The organism is Streptomyces sp. NPDC127190 (assembly GCF_042672505.1).
Lineage (GTDB): Bacteria > Actinomycetota > Actinomycetes > Streptomycetales > Streptomycetaceae > Streptomyces.
Genome location: NZ_JBHXVE010000005.1, coordinates 63,658 through 85,617, shown reverse-complemented (window position 1 = coordinate 85,617; position 21,960 = coordinate 63,658). Strand labels below are relative to the sequence as shown.

Genomic DNA, 21,960 nt, shown 5'->3' with positions numbered 1-21,960 from the left:
CACCAGCAGGCGTGACGAATCGGGGATTTCCATGCGCACCTTCTCCCGGCCCCTTTCCAGGAGGGGAATGCTCGGCCTCGGCGCGGGAGCCGCGGCCGCCGCCTCCCTCGCCGGCTGCGGGAGCCTCAAGTCCTCGGACGGCGGCGGGCACTCCGGCGGTTCCGGCAAGGACGGCTCCGGCAAGGACGGCACGGACGGTGCGCGTCCGGCCAAGCTCATCGGCGACGGCTCCACCTCCTTCACCGGCAAGCAGCCGCACCAGCCGGCCAAGCCGGAGCCGCTGGAGCCGGGGCAGATGCCGCCGCAGTTCGTCATCTTCTCCTGGGACGGCGCCGGCGAGGTCGGCAACGGCCTCTTCCCGCGCTTCCTGGACCTCGCCAAGCAGCACGGGGCGAGCATGACCTTCTTCCTCTCGGGGCTGTATCTGCTGCCCGAGTCGAAGAAGCGGATGTACGCGCCCCCGAACAACCCGCGCGGCGCCTCCGCCATCGGCTATCTCACCGACGAGCACATCAAGTCCACGCTGGCCAACGTGCGCCGGGCCTGGCTGGAGGGCCACGAGATCGGCACCCACTTCAACGGGCACTTCTGCGGCGAGACGCACGGCTCGGTCAAGTGGTGGACCCCGCAGCAGTGGAAGAGCGAGATCCAGCAGGCCACGTCCTTCGTCAAGGAGTGGAAGACCAACACCGGCTGGCACGACCTGCCCGCACTGCCCTTCGACTACGACAAGGAGCTGGTCGGCGGCCGTACGCCGTGTCTGCTCGGCCAGGACAACCTGCTGCCCACCGCCCGCGAGCTGGGCTGGCGGTACGACGCCTCCTCGCCCGGCGGCCGGCAGGTGTGGCCGGTGAAGCGGCAGGGGATATGGGACCTGCCGCTCCAGCAGGTGCCGTTCCCGGGGCGCAGCTTCGAGGTCCTGTCGATGGACTACAACATGCTCGCCAACCAGTCCCTGAACACCACGAAGGCGCCCTCCTACAACTACCCGGGCTGGCGCAAGCAGTCCGCGGGGGCGTACATCGCCGGCTTCGAGCGGGCATACAAGACAAACCGGGCGCCGTTCTTCATCGGCAACCACTTCGAGCAGTGGAACGGCGGCATCTACATGGACTCCGTCGAGGAGGCCTTCAAGCACATCGCGCGCGAGAAGGAGAAGGGCGCCGACGTCCGGATGGTGTCCTTCCGGCAGTTCGTGGACTGGATGGACGTCCAGAAGCCCGAGGTGCTCGCCAAGCTCCGCACGCTGGAGGTCGGACAGCAGCCGGCCGGGGGCTGGAAGACCTTCCTCGCTTAGCCCAGTGAGCCGCCCGCGCCCCGCCCCCTGCCGGAAATGTCCCGTGTAAATACGCCCTGAAATGCGGTTTTCCGCCCGGCAGGGGGGTGCGCGAGAGTCCTGGAACGGCCATGCGAAACTTTTCACATGAAAACCCGTAGCCGCGCCGTCCTGCTCAGCGCCGTGGCCGCCGTCGCGGCCCTGACCATGTCCGCGTGCGGCAGCGGCACCTCGGGCGGAGGCGGCAACACCAACTTCATCACCGGCAACAACGGCATCGACACCGTCCCGCAGGGCAAGCGGGTCGCCGCCCCCGACCTGTCCGGCCGGACGATCGACGGCAAGCGCCTCGACATCGCCGACTACAAGGGCCGGATCGTCGTCGTCAACTTCTGGGGCTCCTGGTGCGGGCCGTGCCGGGAGGAGGCCCAGTACCTCGCCAAGGTCTCCGAGCAGTACAAGGACAAGGGCGTGCAGTTCGTCGGCGTCAACACCCGGGACACCAGCACCACCCCCGCGGTCGCCTTCGAGAAGGAACACAAGATCGGCTTCCCGAGCCTGTACGACCCGAGCGGAAAGCTGATGCTCCGCTTCGAGAAGGGCACGCTCAACCCGCAGCTGATCCCCTCCACGCTGATCATCGACCGGCACGGGAAGCTCGCCGCGCGGGCCCTGGAGGCGCTCGACGACACCGCCCTGCTGAAGATGCTCAAGCCGGTCCTGGCGGAGAAGTGACGTGAGCGCACTCGTCACCCTGGCCGTCGGCCAGAACCAGACCGTGCTCCACGGCGCCCTGCTGGTCGCCGCGCCGATCGCGCTCCTCGGCGGACTCGTCTCCTTCTTCTCGCCCTGCGTGCTGCCGCTCGTCCCCGGCTACCTCTCCTACGTCACCGGGGTCGCCGGCACCGACCTGGGCGAGGCCCGGCGCGGACGGATGGTCGCCGGGGCCTCCCTGTTCGTACTCGGCTTCAGCGCCGTGTTCATCTCCACCGGAGCGCTGTTCGGCTCCTTCGGCTGGACCCTCCAGCAGCACAAGGACGTCCTGTCCAAGGTGCTCGGCGTCTTCATGATCCTCATGGGCGTCTTCTTCATGGGGCTGATGCCCTGGTTCACCCAGCGCGAGTTCCGCTTCCACAAGCGGCCGGCCACCGGCCTGGTGGGCGCGCCGATCGTCGGAGCGCTGTTCGGTATCGGCTGGACCCCCTGCCTCGGCCCGACGCTGTCCTCGGTGAACATCCTCGCCATGAGCGAGTCCAGCGCCGCGCGCGGCGCCCTGCTGATGGTCGTCTACTGCCTCGGACTGGGCCTGCCCTTCGTGCTCGCCGCCGTCGCCTTCCGCAAGGCGCTCGGCGCCTTCGCCTGGGTCAAGCGCCACTATGTCTGGGTGATGCGCATCGGCGGGACCATGATGATCGTGACCGGTGCGCTGCTGCTGACCGGCGCCTGGGACAGCCTCGTACAGCAGATGCAGACCTGGTCCGGCGGCTTCGATGTGGGGATCTGACCGATGAGCAAGACCGAAACCGACACCGCCCGCGACCAGGAGGACCTCGGCGCGGCCGGCTCCCAGCTGTCCACCGCGCCGACGGAGGAGCTGTCCGCCCCGCCCGGCCTCGGCGTCATCGGCTGGGTCCGCTGGTTCTGGCGGCAGCTGACCTCCATGCGGGTCGCGCTGCTGCTGCTCCTGCTGCTGTCGCTGGCCGCGATCCCCGGCTCGCTGATCCCGCAGTCCGGCGCCGACCTCAACAAGGTCGACGACTTCCGCAAGGCGCACAAGACGCTCGCGCCCGTCTACGACAAGCTCGGCCTGTTCCACGTCTACAGCTCGGTGTGGTTCTCCGCGATCTACATCCTGCTGTTCGTCTCCCTCATCGGCTGCATCGTCCCCCGCACCTGGCAGTTCGTCGGCCAGCTGCGCGGCCGTCCGCCGGGCGCGCCCAAGCGGCTGAACCGGCTGCCCGCCTACACGACCTGGCGGACGACGGCCGATCCGGAGCAGGTCCGCGAGGCCGCGCTCGCCCTGCTGAAGAAGCGCCGCTTCCGCGCCCATGCGGCCGGGGACGCGGTCGCCGCCGAGAAGGGCTATCTGCGCGAGCTGGGCAACCTGGTCTTCCACCTCGCCCTGATCGTGATGCTGATCGCCTTCGCCTGGGGCCAGCTGTACAAGTCCGACGGGACGAAGCTGGTCGTCGAGGGCGGCGGCTTCGCCAACTCGCTCGCGCAGTACGACGACTTCAAGTCCGGCAGCCTGTTCCGCAACGACGACCTGGTGCCGTTCAGCTTCGACCTGAAGGACTTCACCGGCACCTACGAGGTCTCCGGCCCGAACCGGGGCACCCCGCGCACCTTCGAGGCGAAGCTCGACTACAGCGTGGGCGCCTTCGGCAAGCAGAAGTCGACCACCGTCCAGGTCAACAAGCCGCTGCACATCGGCGACTCCAAGGTCTACCTGGTCAGCCACGGCTACGCGCCGGTCATCACGGTCCGCGACGGCAAGGGCAAGCAGGTCTTCCACGACGCCGTGCCGCTGCTGCCGCTGGACGGAAACGTCACCTCCAACGGCGTGGTGAAGGTGATGGACGGCTACAAGAACCCCCAGGGCAAGACCGAGCAGCTCGGCTTCCAGGCCTTCTTCGTGCCGACCTTCGACCCGAAGAGCGGCACCATGCTCTCCCAGTTCCCGGCGCTGGTGAACCCGCTGCTCGCGGTGAACGCCTACCACGGTGACCTGGGTGTGGACGCGGGCACCCCGCAGAGCGTGTACCAGCTGGACAAGACGCACATGAAGGCGTTCAAGGACAGCAAGGGCCAGCTGCTGAAGAAGCTCCTCCAGCCGGGTGACACGCTGACGCTGCCGAACGGCGCCGGGTCCATCACCTTCGAGAAGGACGTCAAGGAGTGGGCCGGCTTCGAGATCGTCCAGGAGCCGGGCAGCGGCTGGGCGCTCGGCGCCGCGATCGCGGCGATCTTCGGCCTGGCGGGCTCCCTGTTCATCCAGCGCCGCCGGGTGTGGGTGCGGGCGGTGCGCGGTGCCGACGGCGTGACCGTCGTCGAGATGGCCGGGCTCGGCCGCAGCGAGTCCGCCAAGGTCCCCGAGGAGCTGGGCGACCTCGCCGGGATCCTGTACGACCGGGCGCCCGGGGCCCCCGACGATTCCGGCTCCGCACCCGACGACGACCCGGACGAAGCCTCCGGCGCCTTTGCCACCTCCACCGAATCTCCCGTCGTACCTGCCGAAGGGTCTGAGAAGTGACTCTCGCCGCCGCAACCAACGAACATCTCGCGAGCATCAGCAACACGCTGATCTACTCGTCGATGGCCGTCTACACGCTGGCATTCTTCGCGTACATCGCCGAATGGCTCTTCGGCAGCCGCAGCAAGGTCGCGCGGACGGCCGCCGCGCTGACCGCGGACGCGGCACCCGCCAAGGCCGCCAAGGGCCCGGCCGTCACCGTCCAGCAGGCCGGCGGCACGGCCGTGCTGGAGCGGCCGAAGGTCGTGGTCCGCTCGGCGTCCGGCGCGCGTGACGTGCCGGACGGTCCCGGCGCGCACGGCGGCGACGCCCAGGGCGACCTCTACGGCCGGATCGCGGTCTCCCTCACGGTCCTCTCGTTCCTGGTCGAGCTGGGCGGCGTGATCGCCCGCGCGGCCTCGGTGCAGCGGGCGCCGTGGGGCAACATGTACGAGTTCAACATCACCTTCTCCACGGTCGCCGTCGGCGTGTACCTCGGGCTGCTGGCGCTGAAGAAGAACGTGCGCTGGCTCGGCCTGTTCCTGATCACCACGGTCCTGCTGGACCTGGGTCTCGCGGTCACCGTCCTCTACACGGCCAGCGACCAGCTCGTCCCGGCCCTGCACTCGTACTGGCTGTACATCCACGTCTCCACCGCGATCTTCTGCGGTGCGGTGTTCTACGTCGGCGCGGTGGCCACGATCCTGTACCTGTTCAAGGACGCGTACGAGACCAAGCTCGCCGGGGGCGGCAAGCCCGGCACCTTCGCCACCTCGGTGCTGGAGCGGCTGCCCTCCTCCGCCTCGCTGGACAAGTTCGCCTACCGGGTCAACGCGGCCGTCTTCCCGCTGTGGACGTTCACGATCATCGCGGGCGCGATCTGGGCGGGCGACGCCTGGGGCCGGTACTGGAACTGGGACCCGAAGGAGACCTGGTCCTTCATCACCTGGGTCGCCTACGCCTGCTACCTGCACGCCCGCGCCACGGCCGGCTGGAAGGGCCGCAAGGCCGCCTATCTGGCGATGCTCGCCTTCGGCTGCTGGCTGTTCAACTACTACGGCGTGAACATCTTCGTCACCGGAAAGCACTCGTACGCGGGCGTGTGACCCCCGTGCCGCTCCGGCTGCGCGGGCGGCCGGGGCGAAGGGTGCCCACACTGGTGTCATGAGCGGTTCCATCGCACAGGGCACCAGTCAGACCCACGGGAACACGCACATAATCCACCTTCTGGTGCGGCTCCCGAGGTCCATGGAAGACATCTGGCCGGCGGTGGCCAGCCCCGAGGGGCTCGGGGCCTGGTGCACCCCCGTCGACGTGCTGCAACCCCGGCTCGACGGCGCGGTCACCCTGCCCGAGCTGGGCTCCGGCCGGGTGACCGCCTGGGACGTGGACCGGGTCGCTGAGTACACGGTCGGGGCGGGCGGCCGGATCCGGTTCCACCTGGAGCGCGACGGGGCCACGGAGTGTGTGCTCCGCTTCACCCACGAGTTCCAGGGCGAGCAGGCCGAGCAGACCTCCGAGGAGGCCTGGCGCCGCCGCTTCGAGCGCCTGATCGCCTGGGCGGGCAGCGCCTAGGAGCCTCGTCGGATCTACCGGATGTACCGGATGTACCGGATCTACGACGGCGGCAGGCAGGCCTTGTTCGGCGGCTTGCCCTCCGGCCAGGCGATCCGGACGAACCGTGCGCCGCCGTCCGGGGTCAGCTCCACGATCGGCACGGCCTTGTCGTACGGGTTGCCGTGCGCCGTCAGACAGATCCAGCCGCTCGCCCCGTTCACCCGCAGCGGCCCCTTGACCTGCGGCCACTGGAGTCCGACGTCTCGCAGCTCGGGGACGTAGGCGCCGTCCGGCACCGCCTGGCGGATGCCGTCCACCGCGAGGTTCACGGTGTCGTAGCCGATGATCAGCTGTCCGTCGTCCAGGGCGACCGGGCCGATCGGACCCACCGGCTTCCGGGCGGCGGCCGTCACCAGCTTCTCCATCGTGGCGTAGTCCGCCGCCGAGCCGCCCGTGGCCGGCGGGTTGGTCCGCCAGGCGTCCGGATGGGCGAGGGCCGTGTAGCGCACCGAGAGGTTGTGCCGCAGGGCGTCCCGGTCCAGCAAGCCGTCATGGGTGAGATAGGACGCCTCGTCGCCGGTCAGCACCGTGAACCTCCGGTTCTGGCAGCCCCGCGCCCCGAGCGCGTTGATGAACTGCCGCAACTGGGTGTGCCGGCCGGCGAACAGCACCGTGTCCGTCGTCTGCGAGGTGCCGCACAGCAGGGTGGTGATCTGCCGGAAGGTGTTCGGGGTGGTGCCCTCCTGACTGCGGTCGGCGGGCGGGGTGAACGGCTGCGCCCCGTACGGCGAGCCCTTGATCAGCGCCTGGAACGAGCTCTTGAGCGTCTCGGTGTACGGGTCACCCGGCTTGTCGTACACCAGCACCGCCCGACCCGCGTTCACCTTGGCGAAGGAGGCCAGCGCCCGGGCCTCGTCGGTGTTGGTCGGCGACACCCGGGCCAGGCCGGGGAACGGGTCCTTGTCGTGCTGCCCGTTGGCGAGGTCGTCGGCGGAGATGGAGGAGCCGATCACCGGGACGCCCTGCCGGGTCAGGGCCCGGACGACCGCCTTGCCGATGTCGGTGCTCTGCCCGATCCCCGCGACCGCCCGCAGCCGGTCCGCGCCCCGGGCCATGGTCACCAGCTCGTCCACCGTCCGCTGCCAGGGATGCGAGCCGTCGTCGGCCGTCCCCGGGCTGGCGAGCACCAGCCGGATCTGCGGAGTCTGCCCGTTCGCCCGGTGGTTGGCCTGGTACTGCGCCAGATAGGCGCCCTGGAGCTGGTGCCGGATGTCCGTCAGGCTGGTGGCGGAGGTCGCGGTGTACGGCAGCATCATCGCCACCGTCACATAGCTGCCCTGCTTCAGCGTGGCGTTCTCGTCCGCGATCGCCTGGGCGACGGGCCGCAGCGCCGGCTGCCCGAAGTCGTACGGCTCCCCTCCCGTCGCCACGCCCACGCACTCGTCGCCCGCCGCGGCCCGGCTCACCCCGGGCGCGCACGACAGGTCCTCGTGGGTGAGCGCCCGCACCGCGAACACCACCCCGGCCACCAGAGCCACCGCCACCAGCAGGGCGAGCACACGGCGCAGCGGGATCTCCCACACGCTCTCCCGCAACCAGGTCCCCACACGTGCCATCACGCCTCCCCGCGGTCGTCGTCCGGCCCGTCCCGAAGCTCCTCGGGATCCTCCATCGGGCGCCCGGCCAGCGCCGCCGCCGGCCAGTCCCGGGACGCCCGCCACAGCAGCGCGTTGCCCGCGGGGCGCAGATTGGACAGCTGCTCCAGCTCGAACCGGAGCCGGTCGCACACCTGCGGGTCCGGCAGCACCAGCGGATCGCCCAGCTGCCACACCGCGTGCAGCAGCCGCCGTATCCGCAGGTGCAGTACGGCGTCCACGTCCTCCGGCACCGGCCCGGCGTCCGTCCGGCCGAGCGCCACCGCCGCCCGCCGGTCCCCGCGCCCGGTGAAGTCGCGGCCCTCGGCGTCGTGCGCGTGGAAGTACGGCGCGGACGCGACGAACCGCAGGGTGCGCAGCCACTCCCGGGTGTCGGCGGTCGGGAACGAGTCCCGCAGCTCGGCCACCGCCGGCTCGGTGACACCGAGGGCCAGCTCGTGGTGGAGCCGGTAGCGGGCGTCCTCGGCCTCGGTGTAGTGGGTGATCAGCGTCTCGTGCGCCTTCCGCCACATCCCGTGGTCCGGGTCCGTCAGGTGCAGCCGGAGCAGCAGCAGGGTGCGCACGAACGGGTCGCCCACGAACTGCCCCGGCACCGCCGGCAGCCCCTCCTCGGCCAGCAGCGTCTGGATCTCCCGCACGCTCGCCGGGCCGAAGGTGTCCGGCAGCAGCGCCGCCGCCAGCGCACTGGCCGAGCCGTGGTCGTGCGCGGCGGCCAGCACGGTCAGCTCCGCCAGCCGCTCGGCCGGCACCAGCCGGTCCAGCAGCGCCTCGTAGGCGGGCACGGTCGGCCGGTCCTCGGCGGGCCGCACCGGCGCGGTGAGCAGCTCGCCCAGCGAGGACACCCCGGGCAGGTGCTGCGCGGCCGACTCGGCGACCAGCTCGATGCCCAGCGGATTGCCGCCGGTGAGCCGGTGGATGGCGTGCGGCAGCTGGGGCGGCACGGCGGTGTCCGCGCAGACCGCGCCGACGATGTGCAGGGTGTCGTCCGGGCTCAGCGGCGGCAGCGCCACCACCAGCGCCCGTGCGGAGGGCGCCGCGTCCGGCACCCAGTCGGTGCGCCGGGCCACCTCCGCCAGCTGCCGCCGGGCCGCGCCGGGCAGCTCCTCCCGGGCCTCCCCGCGCCGGGCCGCGACGAACACCACCTGGTCCCGCAGGCCCTCCGCGCGGTCCCGCAGCACCGCCGCGGTCAGCCCGGGCCCCGGCGCCGACTGGGCCTCGTCCAGCAGCACCAGCGGCCGCCCGAGCCGCTTCATCCGCGGCAGCACCCCCTGGTACGCCTCCGACAGGTCGGCCAGCAGCGCCCGCACCAGATACCGCTCGGCGTGCTCCCGCGAGGTGCCGCCCGCCCGGAAGTGCCCGGACAGCAGGATCAGCCCGCGCTCGGCGTTGCCGCCTGCGTTCGGATACGTCCGGTACCACACCGACGCCTTCTGGTGCCGGCGGCTGGTGAAGCCCTCCGCGACCGACTCCAGGGTCGCCTCGATCGCGCCGGACACCAGCGGCCCGGTGCCGGTGGCCGCCGCGACCACCTTCGCCGCCACCTTCCCGGCCCAGCGCCCGGCGAAGCCGCTGATCCACGACCCGCTCTCGTTCAGCAGCAGGATCCGTTCGACCTCCCGGCGGATCCGCTCCCCGTCCGCGTCGCCCCAGCCGCCCGCGGCCACCGCGACCAGGCCCGACATCAGCCGCGGGAAGGTGATCCGCCCGGCACCGGTCACCGGCGCCGCCAGCTGCTCGGCGATCACCAGCAGCCCCTGGGCGAGCGGCGACCACGACTCGGCGGGCCGGTCCGCGGGCGGCCGCGCGAACTGCGGCTCCGCGCAGTCGACCAGCGCCACCGGGGTGTGCCCCCGGTAGGCCTCGCGCAACTCCGCGAGCACCGCGCTCTTGCCGAGACCCCGGGCCCCGGTCAGCACCACGAAGGGCGGCTCCTCGGGATGCTCGTACGGATGGGCCCGGTGATGACCGGGCCGCAGCCCCACCAGGCGCGGTGCGAGACCCGCCGGATCCACGTCGAACAGGGCCCCGCGCCCGTGCAACCCTCTGTGCACCGCATCCCCTCCCCCTCAACGGCAGTGTAGGAAGGGGAAGTTGTATCGGACCAGGGCCAGTGATGTCCGTTGGATTACGAAACCGCCGGAAGCGCTCCGTCCGCCAAGGCGGCGATGTGGTCGCGCAACCGCTCGACGTACAGCCGCATGTTCTTCGCCGCCACATCCGTGTCCGGGTAGCGGCTCGCCAGCCACAGCCCCTCGGGCGTCCGGTTCACCCACACGCACACCTGGTCGCCGTACGACACCCGCAGCAGCGCGTGCGCCCGCTGCTCGGCCCACCGCTCGGCGCCGGGGACGGAGCGGGTGTCGACGTACGACACGATCGAGTACAGGTCGGGGGAGGTGGGCCGGAAGTCCGCGCCCAGCAGGCGCAGCACCCGCGCCAGCGGCATCCGGGACAGCGGCCGGGCCGCCCGCAGCTCGTCCCGGACCGCCCGCATGGCGTCCCGCAGGCCCGTCGTGCCGTCGACGGGCACCTCGATCGGGGCACCGCCGACGTACCAGCCGACCGAGTCGCTCCACCGGGACTTCACCCGGGTGTGGAACGGCACCACCGTCCGGTACACCGGCTGCCCGCCCAGCTCGTGCACGATCAGCCCGGTCGCGGCCAGCAGCCCGACCTGGCTGCCGCCGTAGGGGCGGCAGTACGCCTCGAACGCCGCCGCCTCCGCCGCGTCGGCCAGCGGCTCGCACAGCATCCGCTGGCGCGGCAGCGGGCCGCCCGGCTCCAGGCCGAGGTCCACCGGGAAGCTCGGCAGTCCGCCGTCGCAGCGCCGGATGAAATCGCGCCAGCGGGCCACGATCGCGTGCTGCGCGTCGATGCCGTCGGCGTCCGCCCGCTCCAGCTCGCAGAAGTCGACGTAACTCGCGGCCGGGGCCCGCTCCTCGGGGGCCAGGCCGGCCAGCCCCGCCGCGTACAGCTCGCTCACCTCGGCGGCGATCCGGGTCAGCGAGTAGGCGTCGACATTGCTGTGGTCGAACGCCATGTACACGCTGGTGTCGTTCTCCCGGACCACCGCCGTGTAGATCAGATTCGGCCAGTGCAGCGCGTCCGCCACGGTGTCGAAGCGGTCCTGGAGATGCCGGACCAGGCCGTCCGCGTCGGGGAAGTGGCCGGCCTCCTGACGGTGCAGCAGGACGGCGTCGGCGTCGAGCGTGAACCGGCGCAGCTCGTCCCCGCCGGGGCCCGCCCAGCGGAAGCCGCTGCGCAGCGTCTCGTGCCGTACGGTCCAGGCGCGCAACGCCTCCTGGAGCACATCGAGGTCGACCGGACCGGGCAGGTCGAAGGCGGTGCCGAGCCAGGTCGGCACGAACAGGCCGTCGTCCCGTACGCGCTTGGCGGTCCGGATGTGCGACTCCTGGATGTAGGCAGGCGGCCGGGAGTCCTCCGGCAGCGCGGTCGCCGCCGCGACGGTGGCCGGGCTCAGCGTCCACTCGACGAGCCGTCCCGGCCGGACCTCGCAGCGCTGGATGTCAGTGATTCGCACGCCTCTCCTATCGCAGAAGGGGCCCCTGGCTGGATGTGGGCCCCCTCAAGGCAATGCCGTGGGAGGCGGCGGGGACATGCCCGTCCGGTTCATTTCCACTCAACGGGTGGCGGGGCGAACGCGGGGCTGATTAACCGACGGTGGCGCTCACCCCTCCGCCGCCACCGCCCGCCAGATCCGCTCCGGCAGCAGCAGCGCCGCCTGGTCGAGATCCACCGCGTCCGGGGCGTCCGCCCCGGACAGATGGCGGCGGGCGACCGCGGTGACCGGGCCGAGGATCAGCGACTCCAGCAGCGGCGCCGGGAGCGGGGCCAGCTCACCTGCGTCGACATACGCCTGCGCCCACTGGGCCAGGGGGGACAGCCGGGCCTCCTGGGCGTCCCGGAGCCGCCGCCCGTCGGCCATGCCCTGCCGGTCGGCGTAGGCGGAGTGCAGCAGCCGGCCGGCGTCCGGGTGGTCCTGGACGAAGCGCAGATAGGCGCCGACCAGCGCGCGGATGCCGGTGTGCGCCGTGCGCGTGCCCTCCAGCGCCTGGACCAGGTCCCCGAGCAGCCGCTCCAGCCACCGCATCACCAGCGCGTTCATCAGTCCGTCGATGCTGCCGAAGTGGTGGTAGAGGCTGCCCAGGCTGACCCCGCTGGCCCGGGTGACGGCGCCCACGGTCAGCCCCTGGTCGCCCGCCTCGGCGTACACGCGCAGGGCGGCGTCCAGAAGGGTCTCCACGGTTGCTTCACCGCGTTGCTGCTTTCGGCTCATAGTGGAATGCTTTTCTAGAACGGTATTTTAGAAACAGTGGTCCGCCGTCGCGCCGCCACCGGTGCACATCCTCACACCCAGGAGCCGCCCATGTCGTCGCCCACGCCCCCCGAGCCGAAGAGACCGGGCATGGCCTGCCTGGGCGTGCTCGGGGTCATCGCCTTCGTGGTGATCCTCCTGGTGGTGGTCAACCAGGGCGGGAACGGGGACGGTTCGTCCGACGACGCCGGCACGTCCCCGTCGCCGTACACGCTGACCAGTGGCCCGTACACGCCGAGCAGCGAGCCCAGCGATGCGTACAGCAGCGACCCGTACCCCAGTGACCCGTACTCCAGCGACCCCTACAGCAGCCCCACCCCGGAGCCCAGCCCCTACACCTCCGGCACCTGCCTCAACGGCACCCTGCCCGACTCCACGACCGCGCAGTCGGTCAGCGGGGTGGACGAGGTCTCCTGCTCGGCGTCCGACGCGCACTACAAGGTCATCGAGACCATCCCGCTGACCTCGGACATGAGCCGCTGCAACGCCAACCCCCGTACGCAGTACGCCTTTTCCTCGCGCTACACGCTCAACGGAGCCACGGTCAACGAGTACGTTTACTGCCTCGTGGGACTCGGGTCCTACGCGCGCTGAGCCAGGGGGAGAAACGTGAACGGGGAAAACGGGGAACTGCACGGGGTGGAGCCGCTGGAGGCCGACGACCCCCCGCGGATCGGGCCCATCCCGCTCGTCGGCCGGCTCGGGGCCGGCGGCATGGGGCGGGTCTACCTCGGTGTGCACGAGGGGCGGTACGCCGCCGTCAAGCAGGTGCTGCCGTCGGTCGTCGCCGAGGACCAGGACTTCGTCCGCCGCTTCGGCCACGAACTGGACAACCTCGCCCGGCTGCCCGCGGACGCCACCGCGCCGCTGCTCGCCGGGGACCGCGACGCCCGGCCGCCGTGGTTCGCCACCGCGTACGTGCCCGGGCTGACCCTGCGCGAGGCCGTCGAGGCGCACGGCGGGCCGCTGCCGGCCGAGTCGCTGTGGCTGCTGCTGCGCGAGGCGGCGACGGGGCTGGCCGCGGTGCACGCCCTCGACATGGTCCACCGGGACATCAAGCCGTCCAACGTCATGCTGACCCTGGACGGGGTCACCCTGATCGACTTCGGGGTCGCCCGGGCGGCCGAGCAGAGCCAGCTCACCCGCACCGGGATGGTGGTGGGCACCCCGGCCTACATGTCCCCCGAACAGGCCTCCGGCGCCCGGCGGCTGACCGGCGCGGTGGACGTCTTCGCGCTCGGCTCGGTGGTTGCCTACGCGGGGTCCGGGCGGCCGCCGTTCGGCGAGGAGTCCGGGCACGGGGTGCTGTACCGGATCGTGCACGAGCAGCCCGATCTGACCGAACTTAGGGAGCTCGACCCGGCGTTGGCCGACGTGGTCGCCGACTGCCTGGACAAGGATCCCGAGGGCCGGCCCACCGCGGCGGAGCTGGTCGAACGGGCCGCCGCCCGGGTGCCGTCCGCCGACACCCTGTGGCCCGCCGCCGTCACCGAACGCCTGCGGGCCCGGGCGGAGTTCGCCGCCCGGGTGCCCGAGGTGCCGCCGGTCACCGCGGAGGAACCGGCCGAGGAACCGGTCGTGGGGGAGAAGGGCAAGGCGCCGGAGCCCGAGCACGGGTCCGGGTCCGGGTCCGGGCCGGCGGTCGTGGTGCGGGGCGGGGCGGTACGGCCGGAGCGGCGCCGCCGTACCCGGGTGCTCGTCGGGGTCGTACCGATCGTGGTCGGTGCCGGCGTGGCCACCCTCGCCTTCCAGCTGGCGCCGTACGTCCGCGACAGCCACCGGGACGGCAGCGCCGGCCGCCCCGGTCCCTCCGCCGCCGTGACCGCCGAGCCCGTGCCCGGCGCCTCCTCCGGGAGCCCCTCGGCCGCCTCACCGAAGCCGAGCGGGAAGCCGGGCGGTAAGGCGAGCGGCAAGGCGTCGGCATCCCCGGCGGGCGCGAAGAAGGGCGGCGACCGGACGGCGGGTCAGGACCACCGGGGCGGCGGCGGGTCAGGCGGCACGAGCACGACGGACGGCGGCTCCGGCACGGGCGGCGGGACGAGTACGACCGGCGGGTCGGGCAGCACAGGGGGCGCCATCGGGGGCTCCACCGGCGGAACCGGCGGGACTGGTGGGACCGGCGGCAGCGGCGGCTCGACCGGCGGCGGCGGTTCCACCGGCGGTTCGACCAGCGGCGGCGGCTCCACAGGCGGCGGTTCCACCGGCGCCAGCCCCTTCCGGCTGAAGAACGGCGAGAACGACAAGTGCCTGATCCAGGTCTACGGCTCCACCGCCTTCGGTGAGTGCACGGCCGCGTCCGCCCGCTGGACCTTCCGCAGCGCCTCCGACGGCACCGTGAAGGTCGTGAACGTCTCCACCGGCTCCTGTCTGAGCGCCAACGGCAAGAACCAGGCCGTCTTCGTCGGCGACTGCGCCCAGGGCGGCAGCAACCTGCGCTGGCGCACAGGGTCCGGGAACTCCCTGAGCACCGCCTTTGACGGCGGCTGCCTCGACATCGCCTACGGCGGCGGAGTCGGCGAGGCGACCTGCGCCTCCGGCGCCGCCTCCCAGAGCTGGGCCAGGATCTGACCGACCGCCCCGACCTGGGCCCATCGGCACCGCCGATGGGCCCATCGGCAGGACGCCCCAGCGGCCCGTGGACCCGGGCCCGCGGACCTCCGTAGCGTCCCTGCCATGACCCCGGAGAACAAGGGCACGGCCCAGCTCACGACCGCGATGGTGCTGTCCGGCACCCTCGGTGTCTTCGTCGTCCAGTCGGGCGCTTCGCCCTTCGACGTCGTCTTCTTCCGCGTGCTGTTCGGCGCCCTCGCGCTGGGCGGCTACGTCCTGGCCCGCGGCTGGCTCCGCGACCACGGCTTCACCCCGCGCACCCTCGGACTCGCCGTCCTCGGCGGGGTGTTCATCGTCCTCAACTGGGTGCTGCTGTTCCAGTCGTACCGCAACACGTCCATCTCGGTGGCCACCGTCGTCTACCACACCCAGCCCTTCTACGTGGTGCTCCTCGGCGCCCTCCTCTTCCGCGAGCGGCTCACCGCCGCCAAGGCCGGCTGGATCGCGCTCGCCTTCGCGGGCCTGGTCCTGGTCTCGGGCGTCACCCCCGCCGACTTCACCACCGGCGGCAGCTACCTCACCGGCATCGGCCAGGCCCTGCTTGCCGCGCTCCTGTACGGCCTGTCCACGCTGGTCACCAAGCGGATCAGCGGGGTCCGCCCGCATCTGATCGCCCTCGTCCAGGTCCTGGTCGGCATCCCGCTGCTGCTGCCCTTCGCCGACTTCGGCGCCATGAGCGGCACCGGCTGGCGCTGGGGCTGGCTGGTCGGTCTCGGACTGATCCACACCGGCGTGATGTACGTCCTGATGTACGCCGCCTACGCCAAGCTGCCCACCGCCAAGATCGCCGTGCTCGCCTTCGTCTACCCGGCGGTCGCGATGCTCATGGACTGGGCGGTGTACGGCCACCACATCGGAGTCGTCCAGGCGCTGGGCGTGCCGCTGATCGTCACGGCCAGCCTCAAGGTCACGCTGGCTCGGCCAGCAGCGCCCGCGCCCGCTCCACGAACAGCCGGGCGTGCGCCGGAAGCCGCTTCCCGGCCCGCCACGCGAGCTGCGTGCGAAGCGTGAACGGAGGCTCCCAGCCGAGCCGGACCAGCGAGCCCCCGGCGAGTTCCGCGGCGACCGTCACCTCGGGCAGCAGTGCGATCCCGAGGCCGGTCGCCACCGCGCGCTTGGTCGCCTCGATCGTGCCGAACTCCATGAACTCCACCGGCCCGACGGCGGCCAGCTCCCGTTCGAACAGATCCCGGTAGGCGCAGCCCGGCTCGGTCGCCAGCAGCCGCTCCCCGGCCAGCTCGGCGGTGGTCACCGAGGAGCCGGCCCGCGCGTGTCCCGGGGCCGCGACCAGCGCCAGCGTCTCCTCCGTCAGTACCAGGGCCTCCAGCCCCGGGTGGACGGTCTCCTCCTCCATCAGGAACCCGACGTCGTAGGTGCCCTGCCTGAGCGCCTGCCGGGTCTCGTCGCCGATGGTGGTGCGCAGGGCCAGCCGCACCCGGGGGTGACGGTGGTGGAAGTACTCCAGCAGCGGCGGCAGCCGGTAGGAGGTGAGCGACTCCATGGTGCCGACGGTCAGGGTCCCCTCCGGCTCCTCCGGCTCCGCGACCGCCGCCCGGGCCTCCGCGGCCAGTTCGATGATCCGCCGGGCGTACGGCAGCAGCCGCTCGCCCGCCTCGGTGAGCCGGATCCGGCCGCCCAGCCGGTCGAACAGCTCCACCCCGAGGGACGACTCCAGCGCCCGCACCTGGCTCGTCACACTCGACTGGGCGTACGACAGCTCGGCCGCGGCCCGGGTGAAGCTCAGGACGGTGGCGACCTTCTCGAAGGTGACGAGCAGCCGGAGTTCCACGCCTCAGCCCTTCCCGGGGTCGTCGTCCCTCCCGAGGGACCGGAGGAAGTCGGGGTTGTCGTCGGGGGCGACCCAGCCGGGCCCGGAGACATCCGCCGCGGTGCGCCGTACCCGGCCCGTGATCAGCCAGGCGACCGGCCCGACCAGCACCTCGCCGAAGAGCAGGATGATGATCACCCACACCACCTTCGGCAGGTGGCGCACCTCGTCCTCGGGGGTGTTCAGACAGTCCACGAACGCGTAGATCCACAGCGCCAGGACCAGCAGGAACGGCAGATACCTGAGCATGGTGGTGTGATCTCCCCGAGAGGTGAGCCGGGCCCCGGTGACCGGCCCAGGTTAGCGGGTGGCAGATACTGGGACGCATGGCTTACGACGATCTTCGCTCCCTGCTGCGGGCGCTGGAGCGCGAGGGAGACCTCAAGCGCATCAAGGCCGAGGTGGACCCCTACCTGGAAGTCGGGGAGATCGTCGACCGGGTGCAGAAGTCCGGCGGCCCGGCGCTGCTCTTCGAGAACGTCAAGGGCTCCGCGATGCCCCTGGCGATGAACGTGTTCGGCACCGACCGCCGCCTCCTCAAGGCGCTCGGCCTGAAGTCGTACGGCGAGATCTCGGAGCGGATCGGCGGCCTGCTCCGCCCCGAGCTGCCGCACGGCTTCGTCGGCGTCCGCGAGGCCTTCGGCAAGCTCGGCGCGATGGCCCACGTACCGCCGAAGAAGGTCAAGGAGGCCCCCGTGCAGGAGGTCGTCCTGCACGGCGACGAGGTGGACCTCGACCGGCTCCCCGCCCTGTTCACCTGGCCCAAGGACGGCGGCTCCTTCTTCAACCTGGGGCTCACCCACACCAAGGACCCCGAGACCGGCATCCGCAACCTGGGCCTGTACCGCCTCCAGCGGCACGACCGGCGCACCATCGGCATGCACTGGCAGATCCACAAGGACAGCCGGAACCACTACCAGGTCGCCGCGCGCCGGGGCGAGCGCCTCCCGGTCGCCATCGCCTTCGGCTGCCCCCCGGCCGTCACCTACGCCTCCACCGCGCCGCTCCCCGGCGACATCGACGAGTACCTCTTCGCCGGGTTCATCGCGGGCAAGCGGATCGAGATGGTCGACTGCAAGACGGTCCCGCTCCAGGTGCCGGCCAACGCCGAGGTCGTGCTGGAGGGCTGGCTGGAGCCGGGCGAGATGCTCCCGGAGGGCCCCTTCGGCGACCACACCGGCTTCTACACCCCGCAGGAACCCTTCCCGGCGCTGAAGATCGACTGCGTCACCATGCGCAGGCGCCCGCTGCTCCAGTCGATCGTCGTCGGGCGCCCCCCGACGGAGGACGGCCCGCTCGGCCGCGCCACGGAACGCTTCTTCCTGCCCCTTCTCAAGATCATCGTCCCGGACATCGTGGACTACCACCTGCCCGAGGCCGGCGGCTTCCACAACTGCGCGATCGTCTCGATCGACAAGAAGTACCCGAAGCACGCGCAGAAGGTGATGCACGCCGTCTGGGGGGCACACATGATGTCCCTGACCAAGCTGATCGTGGTGGTCGACGCCGACTGCGACGTCCACGATCTGCACGAGGTCGCCTGGCGCGCCCTCGGCAACACCGACTACGCCCGTGACCTCACGGTCGCCGAAGGGCCCGTCGACCACCTCGACCACGCCTCGTACCAGCAGTTCTGGGGTGGCAAGGCGGGCATCGACGCCACGAAGAAGTGGCCGGAGGAGGGCTACACCCGGGACGGCGGCTGGCCGGACATGGTGGAGTCCGACCCGGCTACGGCGGCCCTGGTGGACCGCCGCTGGAGGGAGTACGGACTGTGACCAGCGCCTCCGCCGCGATCCCCCGACCGGGACGCACCAAAGCCTTCCTGCGCCTCGTGATGATCGAGCACTCGGTCTTCGCACTGCCCTTCGCCTACATCGCCTCGCTGACCGCGATGTACCAGTGGGACCGGAACATCCACTGGGGCCGGCTGCTGCTGGTCACGGTCTGCATGGTCGGCCTACGCACCTTCGCGATGGCGGTCAACCGGATCATCGACCGCGAGATCGACGCCCGGAACCCGCGCACCGCCCAGCGCGAACTGGTGACCGGCGCGATGTCCGTCCGGCACGCCTGGACCGGCGCCCTGATCGCCCTGGTGATCTTCCTGGGCGCCGCCGCCCTGCTCAACCCGCTGTGCCTGGCGCTGGCCCCGGTCGCGGTGATCCCGATGGTGGTCTACCCGTACGGGAAACGGTTCACCAACTTCCCCCAGGCCATCCTCGGCCTCGCCCAGGCCATGGGCCCGGTCGGCGGCTGGCTGGCGATCAGCGGGGAGTGGTCCTGGGACGCGGTGATCCTCGGCCTCGCCGTGGGCATCTGGATCGGCGGCTTCGACCTGATCTACGCCTGCCAGGACGTCGAGACCGACCGCGAGACCGGCGTCATGTCGGTACCGGCCCGCTTCGGCATCCCGGCGGCCATCTGGGGCGCGCGGGTCTGCCACACGGTCACCACGGCCCTGCTGGCCTGGTACGGCGTGGCCACCGGCGCCGGGGCCTTCTTCTGGCTGGGCCTGCTGATCGTCGCGGCCGCCTTCTGCTACGAGCACCGCATCGTCCGCCCCCACGACCTCTCCCGCCTGAACAGGGCCTTCTTCTCGGTCAACGGCTTCATCGGCATTGCCCTGTTCGTGTGCGCCCTGCTCGATCTCCTGGTGCGGGGCCTGACCGTCTGAGTAGCCTCCGGCGGTGTGGGCGCTGCCCCTCGATCCCACGGCGCCCCACCCGTCCTGAGCGGTTGCCGACCCACCGGTACGCTCAAGGGGTGAACGCAGGAGAAAAGCAGCGCGTGCCTTGGATCGTAGGGGTGTCCGGTGCGTCCGGCACCCCGTATGCCGCCGCTGTCCTGCGTGCGCTGCTCGCCGCCGGGGAGAGCGTGGACCTCGTGGTGTCCCGGGCCTCCCGGCTGACGCTGCTGGACGAGACGGGACTGCCGTTCCGGGACGCCCACTGGCAGGACGACCTGCGGGAGTGGCTGAGCCGGGGCGCCGACGGCAAGCCCGGCACCTTCGAGACGGACGTCAGCGGCGTGCGGTACTGGAGCGCGGGCGATCTCGCCGCCGGTCCGTCCTCGGGGTCGTACCCGGCGAAGGGCATGATCGTCGTCCCGGCCTCGACGGCCTGTGTCGCGGGTGTGGCGCTCGGCCTGTCCAAGGACCTGCTCCAGCGCGCGGCCGGCGTCACGCTCAAGGAGCGCCGGACGCTGGTGGTGGCCGTACGGGAGACCCCGCTGACCGGCCAGACGCTGCGCCACCTGGTCACGCTGGACGACGCCGGCGCCCATGTCGTGCCGACCTCGCCCGCCTTCTACGCGGGGGCCACGCACATCCAGGACCTGGTGGACTTCGTGGCCGGGCGGGTGCTGGACGCGGCGGGCGTCGAGCACGGCCTGTACCGGCGCTGGCGGGGCGAGCTGGGCGGCGGCGCGACGGACCACCCACCGGGCGGCTAGGGCAAGCAGAGCAGTACCCCCATTCACTTCATTCGCTTCAGGAACTTTCACCGGAAGGCTTCGATCGCATGGACGCGGTGGACAGGCAGCTCATCCAGGCCCTGAGGGAGAACGGCCGGGCCTCCTACGCGGAGCTGGGACGCCTCGTCGGACTGTCGGGACCCAGCGTCACCGACCGCATCAACCGGCTGGAGGCGGCCGGTGTCATCACCGGCTACCGCGCCACGGTCGACGCGGCCTCGCTGGGTCTCGGTGTCACCGCGCTGATCGGCATCTCGCTGTCCGACGCCGCCGACCACGAGGACGTGGCGCAGCGGCTGCGGGACCTGCCGGAGATCGAGGACTGCTGGTTCATCGCCGGTGACGACTCCTTCATGCTCAAGGTGCGCTCGACGGACGTCGACGGTCTGGAGAAGACCATCCGGCGGCTGAGCGGCACCAAGGGCGTCTCCCGGACCCGCACCACCATCGTGCTGTCCACCAAGTGGGAGAACCGGGTCGGGGAGCTGCCCGAAGAGGTGTAGGGATACCGTTGGTCGGAACTGTCGTGGAAAGGGCGTGTTGGCATGGACGTCGGGCTCAAGCGCGAGCTGGAGGAGAAGGTCCGCTCCGGTGAGCGGCTGACCCGCGAGGACGGCATCGCGCTGTACGAGTCGGACGACCTGGCGTGGCTGGGCGGTCTCGCGCACGAGGTCCGCACCCGTAAGAACGGTGACGTGGTCCACTTCAACGTCAACCGGCACCTGAACATGACCAACGTGTGCACCGCGTCCTGCGCGTACTGCTCGTTCCAGCGCAAGCCGGGCGAGAAGGACGCGTACACGATGCGCATCGAGGAGGCCGTCCGGCTCGCCAAGGCGATGGAGTCGGAGAACCTCACCGAGCTGCACATCGTCAACGGCCTGCACCCCAACCTGCCGTGGCGCTACTACCCGCGCTCCCTGCGCGAGCTGAAGGCCGCCCTCCCGAACGTCTCCCTGAAGGCCTTCACGGCGACGGAGATCCACCACTTCGAGAGCATCAGCGGCCTGTCCGCCTCGGAGATCCTGGACGAGCTGATCGACGCGGGCCTGGAGTCCCTCACCGGCGGTGGCGCGGAGATCTTCGACTGGGAGGTCCGCCAGCACATCGTGGACCACCGGACCCACTGGGAGGACTGGTCCCGGATCCACCGGCTGGCGCACGAGAAGGGTCTGAAGACCCCGTGCACCATGCTGTACGGCCACATCGAGGAGCCCCGCCACCGCGTCGACCACGTCCTGCGCCTGCGCGAGCTCCAGGACGAGACCGGCGGCTTCCAGGTCTTCATCCCGCTGCGCTACCAGCACGACTTCGTGGACATGAAGGACGGCAAGATCCGCAACCGGCTCCAGGCGCGCACCCAGATGGCGACCGGCGCCGAGGCGCTGAAGACCTTCGCCGTCTCCCGGCTGCTCTTCGACAACGTCCCGCACGTCAAGGTGTTCTGGGTGATGCACGGCGTGCAGACGGCCCAGCTGGCCCTTCAGCACGGCGCCGACGACATGGACGGCTCGGTCGTGGAGTACAAGATCACCCACGACGCGGACAACTACGGCACGCCGAACAAGCTGACCCGTGAGGACCTGCTGGAGCTGATCCGCGACGCGGGCTTCCGCCCGGTGGAGCGCAACACCCGCTACGAGATCATCCGCGAATACGACGCCCCGGACCCCACCCGCCGCGACTCCCCCCAGCCGATGCGGGTCTGACACCAGTACCTTTCGAGGCGCCCTAAGGGGCGCGGGGAACTGCGCGACCAGCCATAACAGACCCGCACCCGGCGACGGACAATCATCCGCCCCCCGTTCCCCGCGCCAAACACCGGGTACTCGCCAGGACATGGCCAAGGCACCGGAATCCGCCTACACGGCGGAGCCCTTCGTGGGGGGGGGGGGCGGGGCCCCCCCCCCCCCCGCCCCCGGCGCCCCCCCCCCCCGGGCGGGGGCCCGAGCCCACACCCCACACACCCCCCCGACGGCGCGGCGGCCGCCC

Annotated in this window: 20 protein-coding genes; 14 read left to right on the top strand and 6 right to left on the bottom strand. The window is 71.5% G+C overall.

What is annotated here, in order from left to right; all coding sequences use genetic code 11:
• Positions 1–31: 31 nt before the first annotated feature.
• From ACFVIU_RS10625 to ACFVIU_RS10600, 6 genes are all read left to right on the top strand, one after another.
• Positions 32–1,297 carry a hypothetical protein gene (locus ACFVIU_RS10625; RefSeq protein WP_385841893.1) on the top strand — a complete coding sequence of 422 codons (1,266 nt, stop codon included), beginning with the start codon at positions 32–34 and terminating at the stop codon, positions 1,295–1,297.
• A gap of 126 nt (positions 1,298–1,423) precedes the next feature.
• Positions 1,424–2,011, top strand: coding sequence for a TlpA family protein disulfide reductase (locus ACFVIU_RS10620; protein WP_385841891.1), 588 nt, complete (start codon positions 1,424–1,426; stop codon positions 2,009–2,011).
• A gap of 1 nt (position 2,012) precedes the next feature.
• Positions 2,013–2,780, top strand: coding sequence for a cytochrome c biogenesis CcdA family protein (locus tag ACFVIU_RS10615; protein ID WP_385841890.1), 768 nt, complete (start codon positions 2,013–2,015; stop codon positions 2,778–2,780).
• A gap of 3 nt (positions 2,781–2,783) precedes the next feature.
• Positions 2,784–4,529 carry a cytochrome c biogenesis protein ResB gene (locus ACFVIU_RS10610; RefSeq protein ID WP_385841888.1) on the top strand — a complete coding sequence of 582 codons (1,746 nt, stop codon included), beginning with the start codon at positions 2,784–2,786 and terminating at the stop codon, positions 4,527–4,529.
• Positions 4,526–5,614 carry a c-type cytochrome biogenesis protein CcsB gene (gene ccsB, locus ACFVIU_RS10605; protein ID WP_385841887.1) on the top strand — a complete coding sequence of 363 codons (1,089 nt, stop codon included), beginning with the start codon at positions 4,526–4,528 and terminating at the stop codon, positions 5,612–5,614. The genes ACFVIU_RS10610 and ccsB overlap by 4 nt, the downstream gene beginning before the upstream one ends.
• A 142-nt stretch (positions 5,615–5,756) precedes the next feature.
• Positions 5,757–6,083, top strand: coding sequence for a hypothetical protein (locus ACFVIU_RS10600; RefSeq protein WP_385841886.1), 327 nt, complete (start codon positions 5,757–5,759; stop codon positions 6,081–6,083).
• Positions 6,084–6,124: 41 nt separating this feature from the next.
• On the opposite strand, the gene ACFVIU_RS10595 is transcribed toward ACFVIU_RS10600, so the two are convergent.
• The 4 genes from ACFVIU_RS10595 to ACFVIU_RS10580 form a co-directional block, all read right to left on the bottom strand.
• Positions 6,125–7,681: an ABC transporter substrate-binding protein gene (locus ACFVIU_RS10595; protein WP_385841885.1), complete on the bottom strand. Its 1,557-nt coding sequence runs from the start codon at positions 7,679–7,681 to the stop codon at positions 6,125–6,127.
• Positions 7,681–9,771: a hypothetical protein gene (locus ACFVIU_RS10590; protein ID WP_385841883.1), complete on the bottom strand. Its 2,091-nt coding sequence runs from the start codon at positions 9,769–9,771 to the stop codon at positions 7,681–7,683. Before ACFVIU_RS10590 ends, ACFVIU_RS10595 begins: the two co-directional genes overlap by 1 nt.
• Before the next feature lie 74 nt (positions 9,772–9,845).
• Positions 9,846–11,261, bottom strand: a complete 1,416-nt coding sequence (locus tag ACFVIU_RS10585; protein ID WP_385841882.1) for a condensation domain-containing protein — start codon at positions 11,259–11,261, stop codon at positions 9,846–9,848.
• Between the two features lie 147 nt (positions 11,262–11,408).
• Positions 11,409–12,017 carry a TetR/AcrR family transcriptional regulator gene (locus tag ACFVIU_RS10580; protein ID WP_385841881.1) on the bottom strand — a complete coding sequence of 203 codons (609 nt, stop codon included), beginning with the start codon at positions 12,015–12,017 and terminating at the stop codon, positions 11,409–11,411.
• Between the two features lie 90 nt (positions 12,018–12,107).
• Between ACFVIU_RS10580 and ACFVIU_RS10575 the strand changes: the two genes are divergently transcribed.
• The 3 genes from ACFVIU_RS10575 to ACFVIU_RS10565 all read left to right on the top strand — a co-directional run bounded on the left by ACFVIU_RS10575 (position 12,108) and on the right by ACFVIU_RS10565 (position 15,677).
• On the top strand, positions 12,108–12,650 hold the full coding sequence (locus ACFVIU_RS10575) for a hypothetical protein (RefSeq protein WP_385841880.1): 543 nt from the start codon (positions 12,108–12,110) through the stop codon (positions 12,648–12,650).
• 15 nt (positions 12,651–12,665) lie between these two features.
• On the top strand, positions 12,666–14,624 hold the full coding sequence (locus ACFVIU_RS10570; RefSeq protein WP_385841879.1) for a protein kinase: 1,959 nt from the start codon (positions 12,666–12,668) through the stop codon (positions 14,622–14,624).
• Positions 14,625–14,729: 105 nt separating this feature from the next.
• The gene (locus tag ACFVIU_RS10565) at positions 14,730–15,677 is read left to right on the top strand and encodes a DMT family transporter (RefSeq protein ID WP_385841878.1); all 948 of its coding nucleotides are present in this window, start codon (positions 14,730–14,732) and stop codon (positions 15,675–15,677) included.
• On the opposite strand, the gene ACFVIU_RS10560 is transcribed toward ACFVIU_RS10565, so the two are convergent.
• Together ACFVIU_RS10560 and ACFVIU_RS10555 are read right to left on the bottom strand one after the other, a co-directional pair.
• Positions 15,574–16,455, bottom strand: coding sequence for a LysR family transcriptional regulator (locus ACFVIU_RS10560; protein ID WP_385841877.1), 882 nt, complete (start codon positions 16,453–16,455; stop codon positions 15,574–15,576). The genes ACFVIU_RS10565 and ACFVIU_RS10560 overlap by 104 nt on opposite strands.
• Before the next feature lie 3 nt (positions 16,456–16,458).
• Complete coding sequence (locus ACFVIU_RS10555) at positions 16,459–16,743, bottom strand: PLD nuclease N-terminal domain-containing protein (protein WP_385841876.1); 285 nt, start codon at positions 16,741–16,743, stop codon at positions 16,459–16,461.
• A 77-nt stretch (positions 16,744–16,820) separates the two neighbouring features.
• On the opposite strand from ACFVIU_RS10555, the gene ACFVIU_RS10550 reads away from it, so the two are divergent.
• The 5 genes from ACFVIU_RS10550 (at position 16,821) to mqnE (ending at position 21,677) form a co-directional block, all read left to right on the top strand.
• The gene (locus ACFVIU_RS10550; protein WP_385841875.1) at positions 16,821–18,272 is read left to right on the top strand and encodes a menaquinone biosynthesis decarboxylase; all 1,452 of its coding nucleotides are present in this window, start codon (positions 16,821–16,823) and stop codon (positions 18,270–18,272) included.
• Positions 18,269–19,171: a menaquinone biosynthesis prenyltransferase MqnP gene (gene mqnP, locus ACFVIU_RS10545; protein WP_385841874.1), complete on the top strand. Its 903-nt coding sequence runs from the start codon at positions 18,269–18,271 to the stop codon at positions 19,169–19,171. Before ACFVIU_RS10550 ends, mqnP begins: the two co-directional genes overlap by 4 nt.
• 113 nt (positions 19,172–19,284) lie before the next feature.
• The gene (locus ACFVIU_RS10540; protein WP_385841873.1) at positions 19,285–19,947 is read left to right on the top strand and encodes a UbiX family flavin prenyltransferase; all 663 of its coding nucleotides are present in this window, start codon (positions 19,285–19,287) and stop codon (positions 19,945–19,947) included.
• Positions 19,948–20,015: 68 nt separating this feature from the next.
• Positions 20,016–20,471 carry an Lrp/AsnC family transcriptional regulator gene (locus tag ACFVIU_RS10535; protein WP_103812702.1) on the top strand — a complete coding sequence of 152 codons (456 nt, stop codon included), beginning with the start codon at positions 20,016–20,018 and terminating at the stop codon, positions 20,469–20,471.
• Between the two features lie 42 nt (positions 20,472–20,513).
• Positions 20,514–21,677, top strand: coding sequence for an aminofutalosine synthase MqnE (gene mqnE / locus ACFVIU_RS10530; RefSeq protein ID WP_385841872.1), 1,164 nt, complete (start codon positions 20,514–20,516; stop codon positions 21,675–21,677).
• The last annotated feature ends 283 nt before the right edge of the window (positions 21,678–21,960 follow it).

What these genes read in the sequence shown, in the direction of transcription:
- ACFVIU_RS10625 (WP_385841893.1), top strand. Translation starts at nt 32, where the DNA reads ATGCGCACCTTCTCCCGGCCCCTTTCCAGGAGGGGAATGCTCGGCCTC.
- ACFVIU_RS10620 (WP_385841891.1), top strand. Translation starts at nt 1,424, where the DNA reads ATGAAAACCCGTAGCCGCGCCGTCCTGCTCAGCGCCGTGGCCGCCGTC.
- ACFVIU_RS10610 (WP_385841888.1), top strand. Translation starts at nt 2,784, where the DNA reads ATGAGCAAGACCGAAACCGACACCGCCCGCGACCAGGAGGACCTCGGC.
- ACFVIU_RS10600 (WP_385841886.1), top strand. Translation starts at nt 5,757, where the DNA reads ATGGAAGACATCTGGCCGGCGGTGGCCAGCCCCGAGGGGCTCGGGGCC.
- ACFVIU_RS10595 (WP_385841885.1), bottom strand. Translation starts at nt 7,681, where the DNA reads ATGGCACGTGTGGGGACCTGGTTGCGGGAGAGCGTGTGGGAGATCCCG.
- ACFVIU_RS10580 (WP_385841881.1), bottom strand. Translation starts at nt 12,017, where the DNA reads ATGAGCCGAAAGCAGCAACGCGGTGAAGCAACCGTGGAGACCCTTCTG.
- ACFVIU_RS10575 (WP_385841880.1), top strand. Translation starts at nt 12,108, where the DNA reads ATGTCGTCGCCCACGCCCCCCGAGCCGAAGAGACCGGGCATGGCCTGC.
- ACFVIU_RS10565 (WP_385841878.1), top strand. Translation starts at nt 14,730, where the DNA reads ATGACCCCGGAGAACAAGGGCACGGCCCAGCTCACGACCGCGATGGTG.
- ACFVIU_RS10555 (WP_385841876.1), bottom strand. Translation starts at nt 16,743, where the DNA reads ATGCTCAGGTATCTGCCGTTCCTGCTGGTCCTGGCGCTGTGGATCTAC.
- ACFVIU_RS10550 (WP_385841875.1), top strand. Translation starts at nt 16,821, where the DNA reads ATGGCTTACGACGATCTTCGCTCCCTGCTGCGGGCGCTGGAGCGCGAG.
- ACFVIU_RS10535 (WP_103812702.1), top strand. Translation starts at nt 20,016, where the DNA reads ATGGACGCGGTGGACAGGCAGCTCATCCAGGCCCTGAGGGAGAACGGC.
- mqnE (WP_385841872.1), top strand. Translation starts at nt 20,514, where the DNA reads ATGGACGTCGGGCTCAAGCGCGAGCTGGAGGAGAAGGTCCGCTCCGGT.